General features: G+C 62.4%; 12 protein-coding genes and 1 pseudogene. 9 read left to right on the top strand and 4 right to left on the bottom strand.

The genetic code is table 11. The features are described from left to right. Positions 1-120 precede the first annotated feature (120 nt). The gene (locus tag V7787_RS03935) at positions 121-1596 is read left to right on the top strand and encodes a helicase HerA-like domain-containing protein (protein ID WP_064491138.1); all 1476 of its coding nucleotides are present in this window, start codon (positions 121-123) and stop codon (positions 1594-1596) included. A 105-nt stretch (positions 1597-1701) separates the two neighbouring features. Here the strand turns inward: V7787_RS03935 and V7787_RS03930 are convergent, their stop codons facing one another. Beyond that, a complete protein-coding gene (locus V7787_RS03930; protein WP_014592256.1) occupies positions 1702-3174 on the bottom strand; it encodes an inorganic phosphate transporter in 1473 nt (490 codons plus the stop codon). A 312-nt stretch (positions 3175-3486) separates the two neighbouring features. Beyond that, on the bottom strand, positions 3487-3687 hold the full coding sequence (locus tag V7787_RS03925; RefSeq protein WP_003251937.1) for a hypothetical protein: 201 nt from the start codon (positions 3685-3687) through the stop codon (positions 3487-3489). Between the two features lie 479 nt (positions 3688-4166). Between V7787_RS03925 and pcaR the strand changes: the two genes are divergently transcribed. From pcaR to pcaC, 8 genes and pseudogenes are all read left to right on the top strand, one after another. Beyond that, positions 4167-5042, top strand: coding sequence for a pca regulon transcriptional regulator PcaR (pcaR, locus tag V7787_RS03920; protein ID WP_003251938.1), 876 nt, complete (start codon positions 4167-4169; stop codon positions 5040-5042). A gap of 320 nt (positions 5043-5362) precedes the next feature. Beyond that, a complete protein-coding gene (locus tag V7787_RS03915) occupies positions 5363-6709 on the top strand; it encodes an MFS transporter (protein WP_020192010.1) in 1347 nt (448 codons plus the stop codon). A gap of 231 nt (positions 6710-6940) precedes the next feature. Beyond that, positions 6941-7036: pseudogene (locus V7787_RS03910) on the top strand (CoA-transferase subunit beta); the annotation flags it as partial. Next, entirely contained in the window at positions 7033-8238 is a 1206-nt protein-coding gene (pcaF, locus tag V7787_RS03905) for a 3-oxoadipyl-CoA thiolase (RefSeq protein WP_172835047.1), read from the top strand. The pseudogene V7787_RS03910 and the gene pcaF, both read left to right, overlap by 4 nt. A gap of 187 nt (positions 8239-8425) precedes the next feature. Next, positions 8426-9715, top strand: a complete 1290-nt coding sequence (locus V7787_RS03900; protein ID WP_010952486.1) for an MFS family transporter — start codon at positions 8426-8428, stop codon at positions 9713-9715. Positions 9716-9724: 9 nt separating this feature from the next. Next, positions 9725-11077, top strand: a complete 1353-nt coding sequence (locus V7787_RS03895; RefSeq protein ID WP_010952487.1) for a 3-carboxy-cis,cis-muconate cycloisomerase — start codon at positions 9725-9727, stop codon at positions 11075-11077. 11 nt (positions 11078-11088) lie between these two features. Further along, on the top strand, positions 11089-11880 hold the full coding sequence (pcaD, locus tag V7787_RS03890; RefSeq protein WP_014754363.1) for a 3-oxoadipate enol-lactonase: 792 nt from the start codon (positions 11089-11091) through the stop codon (positions 11878-11880). A 10-nt stretch (positions 11881-11890) separates the two neighbouring features. Beyond that, entirely contained in the window at positions 11891-12283 is a 393-nt protein-coding gene (pcaC, locus tag V7787_RS03885; RefSeq protein WP_010952489.1) for a 4-carboxymuconolactone decarboxylase, read from the top strand. Between the two features lie 52 nt (positions 12284-12335). Here the strand turns inward: pcaC and V7787_RS03880 are convergent, their stop codons facing one another. Both V7787_RS03880 and V7787_RS03875 read right to left on the bottom strand, forming a co-directional pair. Beyond that, positions 12336-12860 carry an Mpo1 family 2-hydroxy fatty acid dioxygenase gene (locus V7787_RS03880; RefSeq protein ID WP_064491137.1) on the bottom strand — a complete coding sequence of 175 codons (525 nt, stop codon included), beginning with the start codon at positions 12858-12860 and terminating at the stop codon, positions 12336-12338. 209 nt (positions 12861-13069) lie between these two features. Further along, positions 13070-14326, bottom strand: a complete 1257-nt coding sequence (locus V7787_RS03875) for an OprD family porin (protein WP_064491136.1) — start codon at positions 14324-14326, stop codon at positions 13070-13072. Positions 14327-14332: the final 6 nt, after the last annotated feature.

The following is a 14332-nucleotide window of genomic DNA, read 5'->3' as shown; positions in this document are numbered from 1 at the left end:
GAGCCGTAGGTTGTGCAACATCCCGAAAAGTCCCTTTTCGGCTGTTCCTCTCTATTAAGGCGAATAACACCCACAGGTATCGGCCGAATTAAGCTAAAGCTTGAGCAGAGGATTAAAGAGATGTCGGAATTTTCGACCATCGTTGTAGGCGCGGGCCCGGATGGCCAGCCAGTCGGGCAAGCAATGCGCCTGGCCAACCGCCACGGTCTGGTGGCTGGCGCAACCGGTACTGGCAAGACCGTCACCCTGCAGCGCCTGGCGGAGGTGTTCAGCGACGCAGGGGTGGCGGTGTTCGCCGCGGATGTCAAAGGCGACCTTTGTGGCCTGGGTGCTGCCGGTGCGCCACAGGGCAAGGTGGCTGAGCGCATCGCCGGCATGCCGTGGCTGGGGCATACGCCCAGGGCTTACCCGGTGAGCTTGTGGGATATCGCCGGGCAGTCTGGCCACCCGCTGCGCACCACCCTCAGTGAAATGGGGCCGTTGTTGCTGGGCAACTTGCTGGAACTGACCGACAGCCAGCAGGCGGCGCTTTATGCAGCATTCAAGGTGGCCGACCGCGAAGGCCTGCTGCTGCTGGACCTCAAAGACCTCAAGGCCCTGCTGGCGCATCTGAAGGACAACCCGCAGCTGCTCGGCGAAGACAGCGCGCTGATGACCACGGCCTCCACCCAGGCTTTGTTGCGCCGGCTCGCTACCTTGGAGCAGCAGGGCGCCGAGGCACTGTTCGGCGAGCCGGCATTGCAACTGGAGGACCTGCTGCGCCCTGATCCGGATGGACGTGGACGTATCCACTTGCTCGATGCCAGCCGATTGGTGCACGAGGCACCCAAGGTGTACGCGACGTTCCTGTTGTGGCTGCTGGCCGAATTGTTCGAGCAGTTGCCCGAGCGCGGTGATGCCGACAAGCCGGTGCTGGCGCTGTTCTTCGATGAAGCACACCTGCTGTTCAACGGCACGCCCAAGGCGTTGCAGGACCGTCTTGAGCAAGTGGTCCGGCTGATCCGCTCCAAGGGGGTGGGGGTCTATTTCGTTACCCAGTCGCCGGGTGACTTGCCCGACGCGGTGCTGGCCCAGTTGGGCTTGCGCATTCAGCACGGCTTGCGGGCGTTCACGGCCAAGGAGCAGAAGTCGCTGCGGGCGGTAGCCGATGGTTTCCGCCCCAACCCGACGTTCGACACCCTGGCGGTGCTGACCGAACTGGGTATTGGCGAAGCGCTGGTGGGTACGTTGCAAGAGAAGGGCACGCCGGCCATGGTGCAGAGGGTGCTGGTTGCACCGCCGCAGTCGCGTATCGGGCCACTGAATGCGGCTGAGCGCAGTGCGCTGATTGCCGCTTCGCCAATGGCGGGGCGCTATGACAAACCGGTGGACCGTGAGTCTGCCTATGAAATGCTGAGCCAGCGTAAGGGCGAGCCTGTGGAACCGGCGCCTCAACCGAAGGCGGATGAAGAGAGTTTTGCCGACAAGGCGGGTGAGTTCTTGCAGAGTGCAGCGGGGCAGGCGATCAAGTCGGCAGTGCGCCAGGCAGCCAACCAGTTGGGGCGGCAGTTGGTGCGCGGCTTGATGGGGTCGTTGTTAGGGGGCAAGAAAAGGTAGTCTTCCTGCGCCGCGCCCATACCCTTGGTAGCACAAGGCTGCTTCGGCAGGCATAACGGCTATGAAAAAGGCGCCCGAGGGCGCCTTCATTCATTGCGGTGTCACTCAGCCAATGGCTTTGGACGCCAGCCAGAACAGGCCGGCCGCCAGGCCCATCGAGGTAGGCAGGGTCAGGACCCATGCCAGCAGGATGGTCTTCACGGTGCCGCCTTGCAGGCCACTTTTGTTGGCGACCATGGTGCCGGCCACGCCGGACGACAGCACATGGGTGGTCGATACCGGCAGGGCGAATACGTTGGCCATGCCGATGGCGCAGGCTGCGGTGATCTGTGCCGACATGCCTTGGGCATAGGTCATGCCTTGTTTGCCGATCTTCTCGCCCACCGTCAACACCACGCGCTTCCAGCCAACCATGGTGCCCAGGCCAAGGGCCAGGGCGACGGCCACGATCACCCAGAACGGGGCGTATTCGGTGGTGGCGGTGAGGTCTTTGCGCAGTTTTTCAAGGTCGGACTTTTCACGGGCGTCCAGGCCTGGCAGCTTGCCAACCTTCTTCGCCGTGTCATCCAGGCACAACAGATAGCGGCGCACTTCAACGCGCTTCTCGGCATCGAGGCTGTGGTAGTCCGTCACGCCCTTCAGTGAGGTCTGCAGCGCAGCAATGGTCGGCTCGGTCTGCTGCGGGTTGCAACTGAACTGCTCCGGCAGGTCGCTGGCCTTGGCCTTGCCCAGTGCCAGGAACTCGCCCAGGGTGGCAGCGTTACGCTGGTAGAACTGGCTCATGTGCAGGGTGGCGTCGCGAGTACGTTCGATCTGGTAGGTGGTGCTGTTCAGGTCGAGTACGAACTTGGCCGGGACAATACCGATCAGCACCAGCATGATCAGGCCGATGCCTTTCTGGCCGTCGTTGGAGCCGTGCACGAAGCTCACGCCCATGGCGGAAACCACCAGGACCAGACGGTTCCAGAAGGGCGGGTGCTTCTTGTCGTCGAGCTTGCGGCGCTGTTCCGGGGTTTTGTGCATCTTCGACAGCGGGCGCCACCATTTCAGGCCGATCAGCACCAGGGCAGCAACGGCGAAGCCGGCCATTGGCGAGACCACCAGCGACATGGCGATATCGATCGCTTTCTGCCAGTTGACGCCGTCGCCCAGCGGAATGTCGTTGATCAGGGCGTTGGCCAGGCCGACACCGAGGATGGAGCCGATCAGCGTGTGCGAACTGGAGGCGGGGATGCCAAAGTACCAGGTGCCCAGGTTCCAGGTGATGGCCGCAGCCAGCAACGAGAAGACCATGGCCAGGCCGTGGCCGGTGTTCACATTGATCAGCAGCTCTACCGGCAACAGGTGCACGATGGCATAGGCCACCCCTACACCGCCGAGCAGAACGCCAAGGAAGTTGAACACGCCGGAGAAGAACACGGCGAGGTGCGGCGGCATGGCTTTGGTATAGATGACGGTAGCTACCGCGTTGGCGGTGTCATGAAAGCCATTGATGAACTCGAAGGCGAGTACGAAGGTCAAGGCGAGCAGCAGGCTCACCAACACCCAGGCATCCAGTCCGCTGAATAAATCGATCATGAAGGTTGTCTGGCGGGTCTTAGGGGGGCGGGATTATGCCAGAAAACCTTGGCAATCGATGCACCTGTAACAGGCAGATGACAGTCTTCATGGTGCAAGCGCGCCATGCAGAGGGGGGCGGTACGGGAGGTAAATAGCGGCTAAAAATCACAAAATAGGGCGAAAAAAGGCCGAAAGCTTGAGAAAAATCCATTTCGCAAAAATTCAAACGCCTGTATGAAATTTGTGTGATTCCATTTCATCATCGGCCAGACAGTAAAGATCGAGCTCGCCCGGGTAGGCCGGGCGACGATGCGCAGAGGGCCCCGAGGCTCAGGGATTGTCACTGCGCAGTTCTTTTTCGATGCGTTCCAGTTCCTGGCTGAAGGCCTGGTCGCGAACGCTGGCACGCTTGCGCCAGGGTTTGCGTTCCGGATCCGGTTGTGCGGCGTATGTGGTGACTTCGCCACCATAAACATCCTTGTAACGTTCAGCCTGGCGCTCGAGTTCCGCGCGCAGTTCATCTTTCGTCACGTGCAGTTCCTGAAATAAGTGTAATGACTGTTGTCATGCATTGTGCAACATGCATTTTGCCTTGCTGGCCGCAACGGCTTGATAAAGCGGAAGGTTCAATGACCACGGTAAGCGGAGGGCCTGCGCAATCGATTATAGCAACCGATAATTCGCCGAACATCGATAATTTACGCAACCCCGACATCATCTGGCGTAAGTAGCAGATTGTGCCCGCGAACAGTTGGGACCTTTCGTACAAAGTTTGAAAGGAATGGCGGATAGAAGTTCGTTGCAATGTCAGGGCGGGCCGTAATGAAAAACGGCCTCGCCGAAAGGCGAGGCCGTTGCCTGGGGACTTCTACGGTGGGTACCTGACCAGTCTCTCCAAAGAAGCCACAAGTGGCATGGGAAAGGTATAAGCAAAAGTGTCGGCGGTCAATTGCGATTATCGGCCGTTTGTTCGATAATCGCACGAACCGGTGTTTTTTTTGAGGTGTGCGATGAGTGACGAAACCCTGGGCAACGATTCCGGCAATGCCGAGGTGGCGCGACCTGCTTCGGCTGCCATGGCGCCGCCGATCGTGGCTTCCCCGGCCAAGCGCATCCAGGCCTTTACCGGCGACCCGGACTTCATGACCTCGCTGGCACGTGGCCTGGCCGTGATCCAGGCATTCCAGGAGCGCAAGCGCCACCTGACCATCGCCCAGATCAGCCACCGTACCGAAATCCCTCGCGCGGCGGTGCGCCGTTGCCTGCACACGTTGATCAAGCTGGGGTACGCCACCACCGACGGGCGTACCTATTCGCTGCTGCCCAAAGTGCTGACCCTGGGGCATGCCTACCTGTCGTCGACGCCGCTGGCAATTTCTGCACAGCCGTACCTGGATCGCATCAGCGACCAGCTGCATGAGGCGGCCAACATGGCCACCCTCGAGGGCGACGACATCCTTTATATAGCCCGTTCGGCCACGGTCGAGCGGCTGATCTCGGTCGATCTGTCGGTGGGCGGGCGCCTGCCGGCCTATTGCACGTCGATGGGGCGCATTCTGCTGGCGGCCATGGATGACACCAGCCTGCGTGAGTACCTGGAACGTGCCGACCTCAAGGCGCGCACCAGCCGCACCCTGAATGACCCCGAATCGTTGTTCGCCTGCATCCAGCAGGTGCGCGCCCAGGGCTGGTGCGTGGTAGACCAGGAACTGGAACAGGGGCTGCGATCGATTGCCGTGCCGGTGTATGACGCTTCGGGGCAGGTGTTGGCTGCGCTGAACGTCAGTACCCATGTCGGGCGGGTGACCCGCAGTGAACTGGAGCAGCGGTTCTTGCCGATTTTGCTGGCAGCCAGCCGGGACCTTTGCCACCAGTTGTTTGGTTGAGACCACAGGGAGCACTTTGCGGCCCCGGATCAGAACAGGCAAAACCGTTTCCTGTGCGATAAACGCACAGTGTCGTGCCGGGTGAATTGCGTCACCTCGGCCGGCTGATTAATGTCTCTCGCAACGGTCGGCTAGCCGACCGAACAAGAAAAACACTAGAGGCACTCACTCATGAATACTGTCACCTCGCTGCTGCGGCCGCACCCGCATGCAGTATCGTTATATCCAGGCTGACCCAGGCCATATACCCCAATCATCGCCCTTGTACCGGATGCCCGCGTGCAATGGCCTGACTGTGCCCCACATTCTGGATAACAATAATGAACCAAGCGCAAACCAACGTCGGCAAAAGCCTCGACGTTCAGTCATTCATCAATCAGCAGCCGCTGTCCCGCTATCAGTGGCGGGTCGTGCTGCTGTGCTTCCTGATCGTCTTCCTCGACGGCCTGGACACCGCTGCCATGGGGTTCATCGCCCCGGCACTGTCGCAAGAGTGGGGGATCGACCGCGCCAGCCTTGGGCCGGTCATGAGTGCCGCGTTGATCGGCATGGTGTTCGGCGCCCTGGGCTCCGGGCCGCTGGCTGACCGTTTCGGCCGCAAAGGCGTGCTGGTGGGGGCGGTGCTGGTGTTCGGTGGCTTCAGCCTGGCCTCGGCCTATGCCACCAACGTCGACCAGTTGCTGGTACTGCGCTTCCTGACGGGCCTGGGCCTGGGTGCAGGCATGCCCAACGCTACCACGCTGTTGTCCGAATACACCCCGGAGCGCCTCAAGTCGCTGCTGGTGACCAGCATGTTCTGTGGCTTCAACCTGGGCATGGCGGGTGGTGGCTTCATTTCCGCCAAGATGATCCCGGCCTACGGCTGGCACAGCCTGCTGGTCATCGGTGGCGTGCTGCCGTTGCTGCTGGCGCTGGTGCTGATGGTCTGGCTGCCGGAGTCGGCGCGGTTCCTGGTGGTGCGCAACCGCGGTACCGACAAGGTGCGCAAGACCTTGTCGCCAATCGCGCCGCAAGTGGTGGCTGAGGCAGGCAGTTTCAGCGTGCCGGAGCAAAAGGCGGTGGCTGCACGCAACGTGTTCGCGGTGATCTTCTCTGGCACCTATGGCTTGGGCACCGTGTTGCTGTGGCTGACCTATTTCATGGGCCTGGTGATCGTCTACCTCCTGACCAGCTGGCTGCCAACCCTGATGCGTGACAGCGGCGCGAGCATGGAACAGGCCGCGTTCATCGGCGCGCTGTTCCAGTTTGGCGGCGTGCTAAGTGCAGTCGGCGTGGGTTGGGCCATGGACCGTTTCAATCCGCACAAGGTGATCGGCATTTTCTATCTGCTGGCCGGGGTGTTCGCCTACGCAGTGGGGCAGAGCCTGGGCAACATCACTCTGCTAGCCACGCTGGTGCTCGTCGCGGGTATGTGCGTGAACGGTGCGCAGTCGGCAATGCCATCGCTGGCGGCGCGCTTCTATCCCACCCAGGGCCGGGCCACAGGCGTATCGTGGATGCTGGGTATTGGCCGCTTTGGTGCGATTCTCGGCGCCTGGAGTGGTGCAACGCTGCTGGGCCTGGGCTGGAGCTTCGAGCAGGTGCTGACGGCGTTGCTGGTACCGGCGGCGCTGGCGACGGTGGGAGTGGTCGTCAAGGGGCTGGTCAGCCACGCCGACGCAACCTGAGGGCGAGGGCCGCGTTGCGGCCCATTCACAGCACAACGCCGCTCCCGCAGGGGCGGCGTTGTGCTGCAATCAGGGCGCACAGTTGCCCTGCGCGTGGGGTGGATAGTTGCGCAACAAATGGTTCGTTAATCGCACAGATAGTCGATTATCGGATTGTAAGGTACCTACCAGTCTCCTTAATCTGGGTTTACCGAAGCACCCTGACCAGGAGCCTCCAAATGCCACGCGCAGACCATTTCCGAACCCACCCAAATCGAGCTGTCCGCCATGCGTGACCTCGACGCCCGTACCGCCGCTGACCATGGCCAGCTGGCAGGAGAAGCCTGATGCACGACGTATTCATCTGTGATGCCATCCGTACCCCGATCGGCCGCTTCGGCGGCGCCCTGGCCAGCGTGCGGGCCGACGACCTGGCAGCCGTGCCGCTGAAGGCGCTGATCGAGCGCAACCCTGGCGTGCAGTGGGACCAGGTAGACGAAGTGTTCTTCGGCTGCGCCAACCAGGCCGGTGAAGACAACCGCAACGTGGCCCGCATGGCACTGCTGCTGGCCGGCCTGCCGGAAAGCATCCCGGGCGTCACCCTGAACCGTCTGTGCGCGTCGGGCATGGATGCCGTCGGCACCGCGTTCCGCGCCATCGCCAGCGGCGAGATGGAGCTGGTGATTGCCGGTGGCGTCGAGTCGATGTCGCGCGCCCCATTCGTCATGGGCAAGGCTGAAAGCGCCTATTCGCGCAACATGAAGCTGGAAGACACCACCATTGGCTGGCGTTTCATCAACCCGCTGATGAAGAGCCAGTACGGTGTGGATTCCATGCCGGAAACCGCCGACAACGTGGCCGACGACTATCAGGTTTCGCGTGCTGACCAGGACGCGTTCGCCCTGCGCAGCCAGCAGAAGGCTGCCGCTGCACAGGCTGCCGGCTTCTTTGCCGAAGAAATCGTGCCGGTGCGTATCGCTCACAAGAAGGGCGAAATCATCGTCGAACGTGACGAACACCTGCGCCCTGAAACCACGCTGGAGGCGCTGACCAAGCTCAAGCCGGTCAACGGCCCGGACAAGACGGTCACCGCCGGCAACGCCTCGGGCGTGAACGACGGTGCTGCGGCGATGATCCTGGCCTCGGCCGCAGCGGTGAAGAAACACGGCCTGACTCCGCGTGCCCGTGTTCTGGGCATGGCCAGCGGCGGCGTTGCGCCACGTGTCATGGGCATTGGCCCGGTGCCGGCGGTGCGCAAACTGACCGAGCGTCTGGGGATAGCGGTAAGTGATTTCGACGTGATCGAGCTTAACGAAGCGTTTGCCAGCCAAGGCCTGGCGGTGCTGCGTGAGCTGGGTGTGGCTGACGATGCGCCCCAGGTAAACCCTAATGGCGGTGCCATTGCCCTGGGCCACCCCCTGGGCATGAGCGGTGCACGCCTGGTACTGACTGCGTTGCACCAGCTGGAGAAGAGTGGCGGTCGCAAGGGCCTGGCGACCATGTGTGTGGGTGTCGGCCAAGGTCTGGCGTTGGCCATCGAGCGGGTTTGACCTGTACCGGCCTCTTCGCGGGGAAGCCCGCTCCAACAGGGATCCACGCAATCACCTGTGGGAGCGGGCTTCCCCGCGAAGAGGCCTCTCCTGTGAGACATAAGGCCCATTGCCAGCCCGATAGCGGAACGAGTGTGTTACTAGGTATGTCTAGAACTACCTAGGACCCTCCAGGAGTAAACCCGTCATGACCTCAACCTATTACACCGGCGAAGAACGCAGCAAGCGCATCTTCGCTATTGTCGGTGCCTCATCAGGCAACCTGGTGGAATGGTTCGACTTCTACGTCTACGCCTTCTGCGCGATCTACTTCGCCCCGGCCTTCTTCCCCTCCGACGACCCCACCGTGCAGCTATTGAACACGGCAGGTGTATTCGCCGCGGGCTTTTTGATGCGCCCCATTGGTGGCTGGATCTTCGGCCGCCTCGCCGACCGCCATGGTCGCAAGAATTCCCTGATGATCTCGGTGCTGATGATGTGCTTCGGCTCGCTGATGATCGCCTGCCTGCCCACCTATGCCAGCATCGGCACCTGGGCCCCGGCGCTGCTATTGCTGGCCCGCCTGATCCAGGGGCTGTCGGTAGGGGGCGAATACGGCACCACGGCCACCTACATGAGTGAAGTAGCACTGCGTGGGCAGCGCGGCTTCTTTGCTTCGTTCCAGTACGTCACCCTGATCGGCGGCCAGTTGCTGGCGGTCCTGGTCGTGGTGATCCTGCAACAGCTGCTGACTGAAGATGAACTGCGGGCCTGGGGCTGGCGCATTCCCTTCGTGGTGGGCGCCATCGCCGCCCTGATCTCGCTGATGCTGCGCCGTTCGCTGCACGAGACCAGTAGCGCCGAAGCCCGCAATGACAAGGATGCAGGTTCGATCGGAGGTTTGTTCCGCAATCACGCAGCGGCGTTCATCACGGTACTGGGCTACACCGCGGGTGGCTCGCTGATTTTCTATACTTTCACCACCTATATGCAGAAGTACCTGGTCAACACCGCGGGCATGACCGCCAAGAACGCCAGCTACGTAATGACCGGGGCGTTGTTCCTGTTCATGGTGGTGCAGCCGTTCTTCGGCATGCTGTCCGACCGTATCGGCCGGCGCAATTCGATGCTGCTGTTCGGCGGCCTGGGTACCCTGTGCACCGTGCCGCTGCTGATGGCGCTGAAAACCGTGACCAGCCCGATCATGGCCTTCGTGCTGATCAGCCTGGCCCTGTGTATCGTGAGTTTCTACACCTCGATCAGTGGTCTGGTGAAGGCCGAGATGTTCCCGCCGCAGGTGCGTGCACTGGGTGTTGGCCTGGCCTACGCGGTGGCCAACGCAGCATTCGGCGGTTCGGCCGAGTATGTGGCCCTGGGCCTGAAAACCCTGGGGATGGAAAACACTTTCTACTGGTACGTGACGGCGATGATGGCGATTGCCTTCCTGTTCAGCCTGCGCCTGCCGAAGCAGGCGGCGTACCTGCACCATGATGATTAAGGACGCTGCATGAGCAACCAACTGTTCGACGCCTATTTCACCGCGCCGGCCATGCGCGAGATTTTCTCCGACCGAGGCCGCCTGCAGGGCATGCTGGATTTCGAAGCCGCGCTTGCCCGTGCCGAAGCCTCTGCCGGTTTGGTCCCGCACAGCGCGGTAGCGGCCATCGAGGCGGCATGCCAGGCCGAGCGCTACGACGTTGGCGCGCTGGCCAATGCCATCGCCACCGCGGGCAACTCGGCCATTCCGCTGGTGAAAGCGTTGGGCAAGGTGATCGCCACCGGCGTGCCTGAGGCTGAGCGCTATGTGCACCTTGGGGCCACCAGCCAGGATGCGATGGATACCGGTCTGGTTCTGCAGCTGCGCGATGCCCTCGATTTGATCGAGGCCGACCTCGGCAAGCTGGCCGATACCCTGTCGCAGCAGGCCTTGAAGCACGCCGATACGCCCTTGGTGGGTCGTACCTGGTTGCAGCACGCCACCCCGGTGACCCTGGGCATGAAACTGGCCGGTGTACTGGGTGCTTTGACCCGCCACCGTCAGCGCCTTCAGGAACTGCGCCCGCGCCTGCTGGTCCTGCAGTTCGGCGGTGCCTCGGGTAGCCTGGCGGCCCTGGGTAGCAAGGCGATGCCGGTGGCCGAAGCGTTGGCCGAACAGCTCAAGCTGACCCTGCCCGAGCAGCCCTGGCACACCCAGCGCGACCGCCTGGTGGAGTTTGCCTCGGTACTGGGCCTGGTTGCCGGCAGCCTGGGCAAGTTCGGCCGTGATATCAGCTTGCTGATGCAAACCGAGGCGGGGGAGGTGTTTGAGCCTTCTGCGCCGGGTAAGGGTGGTTCTTCGACCATGCCACACAAGCGCAACCCGGTGGGTGCCGCCGTGTTGATCGGTGCCGCGACCCGCGTGCCGGGCTTGCTGTCGACGCTGTTCGCAGCCATGCCTCAGGAGCACGAGCGCAGCCTGGGCCTATGGCATGCCGAGTGGGAAACCCTGCCGGATATCTGCTGCCTGGTCTCTGGCGCCCTGCGCCAGGCTCAAGTGATTGCCGAGGGCATGGAGGTGGATGCCGCGCGCATGCGCCGTAACCTCGACCTGACCCAAGGCCTGGTGTTGGCCGAAGCGGTGAGCATCGTCCTCGCCCAGCGTCTGGGTCGCGACCGTGCCCACCACCTGCTGGAACAATGCTGCCAGCGCGCGGTGGCCGAACAGCGGCACCTGCGTGCCGTGCTGGGTGACGAGCCACAGGTCAGCGCCGAGCTGTCTGGCGAAGAACTCGATCGTCTGCTCGACCCTGCCCATTACCTGGGCCAGGCCCGCGTCTGGGTGGCGCGCGCCGTGTCCGAACATCAACGTTTCACTGCCTGAAGGAGACCGCTGTGGCGCACTTGCAACTGGCCGATGGCGTTTTGAATTACCAGATCGATGGCCCGGATGACGCCCCGGTGCTGGTCCTGTCCAACTCGCTGGGTACCGACCTGGGCATGTGGGACACCCAGATTCCGCTCTGGAGCCAGCACTTCCGGGTGCTGCGCTATGACACCCGTGGTCACGGCGCATCGCTGGTCACTGAAGGCCCTTACAGCATCGAACAGCTGGGCCGCGACGTGCTGGCCCTGCTCGATGGCCTGGACATTCAGAAGGCTCACTTCGTCGGCCTGTCGATGGGCGGCCTGATCGGCCAGTGGCTGGGTATCCATGCAGGTGAGCGCCTGCACAGCCTGACCCTGTGCAACACGGCCGCCAAGATCGCCAATGACGAGGTGTGGAACACCCGTATCGACACGGTACTCAAAGGCGGCCAGCAGGCCATGGTCGACCTGCGCGATGCCTCCATCGCCCGCTGGTTCACCCCGGGCTTTGCCCAGGCACAGGCGGAGCAGGCCCAGCGTATCTGCCAGATGCTGGCGCAAACCAGCCCGCAAGGCTACGCAGGCAACTGTGCAGCGGTACGTGACGCTGATTATCGTGAGCAACTGGGCCGCATCCAGGTGCCCGCGCTGATCGTTGCCGGTACGGAAGACGTGGTTACCACCCCTGAGCATGGCCGCTTCATGCAGGCCGGTATCCAAGGTGCCGAGTACGTCGACTTCCCGGCGGCGCACCTGTCCAACGTCGAGATTGGCGAGGCCTTCAGCCGCCGCGTGCTCGATTTCCTGCTGGCTCACTGAGGACAACACCATGGACGAGAAACAACGTTACGACGCTGGCATGCAAGTGCGCCGCGCAGTGCTGGGTGATGCCCACGTGGACCGCAGCCTGGAGAAGCTCAACGACTTCAATGGCGAGTTCCAGGAAATGATCACCCGCCACGCCTGGGGTGACATCTGGACCCGCCCGGGGCTGCCGCGCCATACCCGCAGCCTGATCACCATCGCCATGCTGATCGGCATGAACCGCAACGACGAGCTGAAGCTGCACCTGCGTGCGGCGGCCAACAATGGCGTGACCCGCGACGAGATCAAGGAAGTGCTGATGCAGAGCGCGATCTACTGCGGCATTCCGGCGGCCAATGCCACGTTCCACCTGGCTGAGTCGGTGTGGGATGAACTTGGCGTAGAGTCTCGCCAGTAAACCGTGATCACGGGCAGGCCCCTGCAACAGGGCGCTTGCCCGCGAATGGCCTTTACACCGATGCCTTTTTTTGCCGCATGGCAATCGGGCCGGCGTTGGCTTCCACGGCGCGCTTCAGGGTCGGGCACAGGCCCAGCATGAACGCAGCTTCCGCCACCACGAACAGTGGCCCGATGATCAGGCCGCTCACGTCGTCGACAAATGCCGGTTTGCGGCCTTCGTAGTAATGGCCGATGAACTGGATGATCCAGCCCACCACGAACGTCCCCAGCCCGGCGCCGAGCCATAGCGTTGTCGACTGCACTGCCAGCGCCTCACCGACCCACAGGCACAGGCCCAGCAACAGCCCCATCACCAGCCCGAAGCGCAGGTCCAGGCGCAAGTAGAACCACACAGACGCCGCCGCTGCCAGCAGGGCAGGGGACAGCCACATGCCAGCTATCTCCCAGCCTGGGCGTGAAAGCAGGATGGTGACTGCCAGCACGATCATGGGGATGCCGACGAAGTGGGTGGCGATGTTGCGTGGATCGCGGTGGTAGTTGGCGTATTGGCTCAGGTGGTCGACGAGGGTTTTCATTGTTGTGCCTCCCTGTTCAGCTTTGTTTCACCTGTAGCGGATAGTGATCAGGATAGCCTGCAGTCACCACCATCATCAGCTCAGCGAATGGCGGCAGCTCGCACTGGGCAATTCATGGCAGGGTTTTCATCACGCTGTTGCCAATGATGCTTTCAAAAGGGAGGGCGTCTGGCCTCTTCGCGGGGTTATTCGCGAAGAGGCCAATTGAGTCACAGAAGATTCAGCGGATAACTCACAATCAAGCGGTTCTCATCGAACGCGTTGGTGCTGAAGTCGCGACGCATGGTCGAGTTGCGCCATTTCAGCGACAGGTCCTTGAAGCTGCCCGACTGCACCACATAGGCCAGCTCTGTTTCCCGCGCCCATTCCTTGCCATCGTCCACGCTGCCCACGGTGACGTTGTCACCCTTGATATAGCGGTTCATCAGGGTCAGCCCGGGTACGCCGACGGTGGCGAAGTTGAAGTCATGGCGAACCTGCCAGGAACGCTCCTTGGCATTGTCGAAGCTTGAATTGTAGCTGTCGTTGGCCAGGGTACCGCCACTGGTGCCATTGACCCGCATCCAGGCATCGTCGCCGCTGACCTTCTGCAGGCCAACGTAAAAGGTGTGGCCTTGGTAGCGCGCCGAAAGCAAGGCGGAGGCGGTGCGGTTGTCCAGCTTGCCGGCCCGTTCGGCGCCATCTTCCTTGCCGATGAAGTAGCCCAGGTTGGCGCCCAGCGTCCAGTCGCCCAGCGGCTGGCTGTGCGTCAGGTTGAGGTATTGCTGGCGGTAGATGTCCTTGAGCTGGGCATCCCACAGGCCGATCATGGTGCGCTTGTCGTTGAAGGTGTACTCACCGCCGCCGAAGTTGAAACGGTCGGAGGTGAAGGCGGCTTTGCCGTTGAGCGACATGTCTTCCATGCTGGCATCGTTGCGCGGGCTGTTGCCGCGGAACTGGCCGGCGTACAGGGTCAGGCCGGCGATTTCCCTGGAGGTCAGCTGGCCACCGCGGAAGGTTTGCGGCAGTGAGCGGCCATCGTCCGAACGCAGGATTGGCAGTACCGGCATCCATTCACCGACTTTCAGCTCGGTTTCGGACAGCTTGGCCTTCAGCGCCACACCCAGCCGGCCAAAGTCATCGGCCGGGCGGCCGTCGTCATGCACTGGCAGCAGGTGGGTGTTGGTGGTGCCTTTGCCGCCGTCGAGCTTGACCGAGTACAGGCCCAGTACGTCCACGCCGAAACCGACCGTGCCCTGGGTGAAACCGGAACGGGCATCGAGGATGAAGCTTTGTGTCCATTCCTCGGCCTTGCCCTGTGGGTGGGCCGGGTCGACGAAGTTACGGTTGATGTAGAAGTTGCGCAGGTTGAGGGTGGCCTTGGCGTCCTCGATGAAACCACCTTCGTTGGCGGCGAATGCGGGGAGGGCGCAGGACATGGCCAACAGGCCAGGCAGCAGCTGACGTGCGGGTAGCGAAATGCTCATCTGTCG

The sequence above is a fragment of the Pseudomonas sp. CGJS7 genome (genome assembly GCF_036961695.1).
Note: the sequence above shows the minus strand (reverse complement) of the source record. Positions and strands in the feature narration are given on the sequence as shown.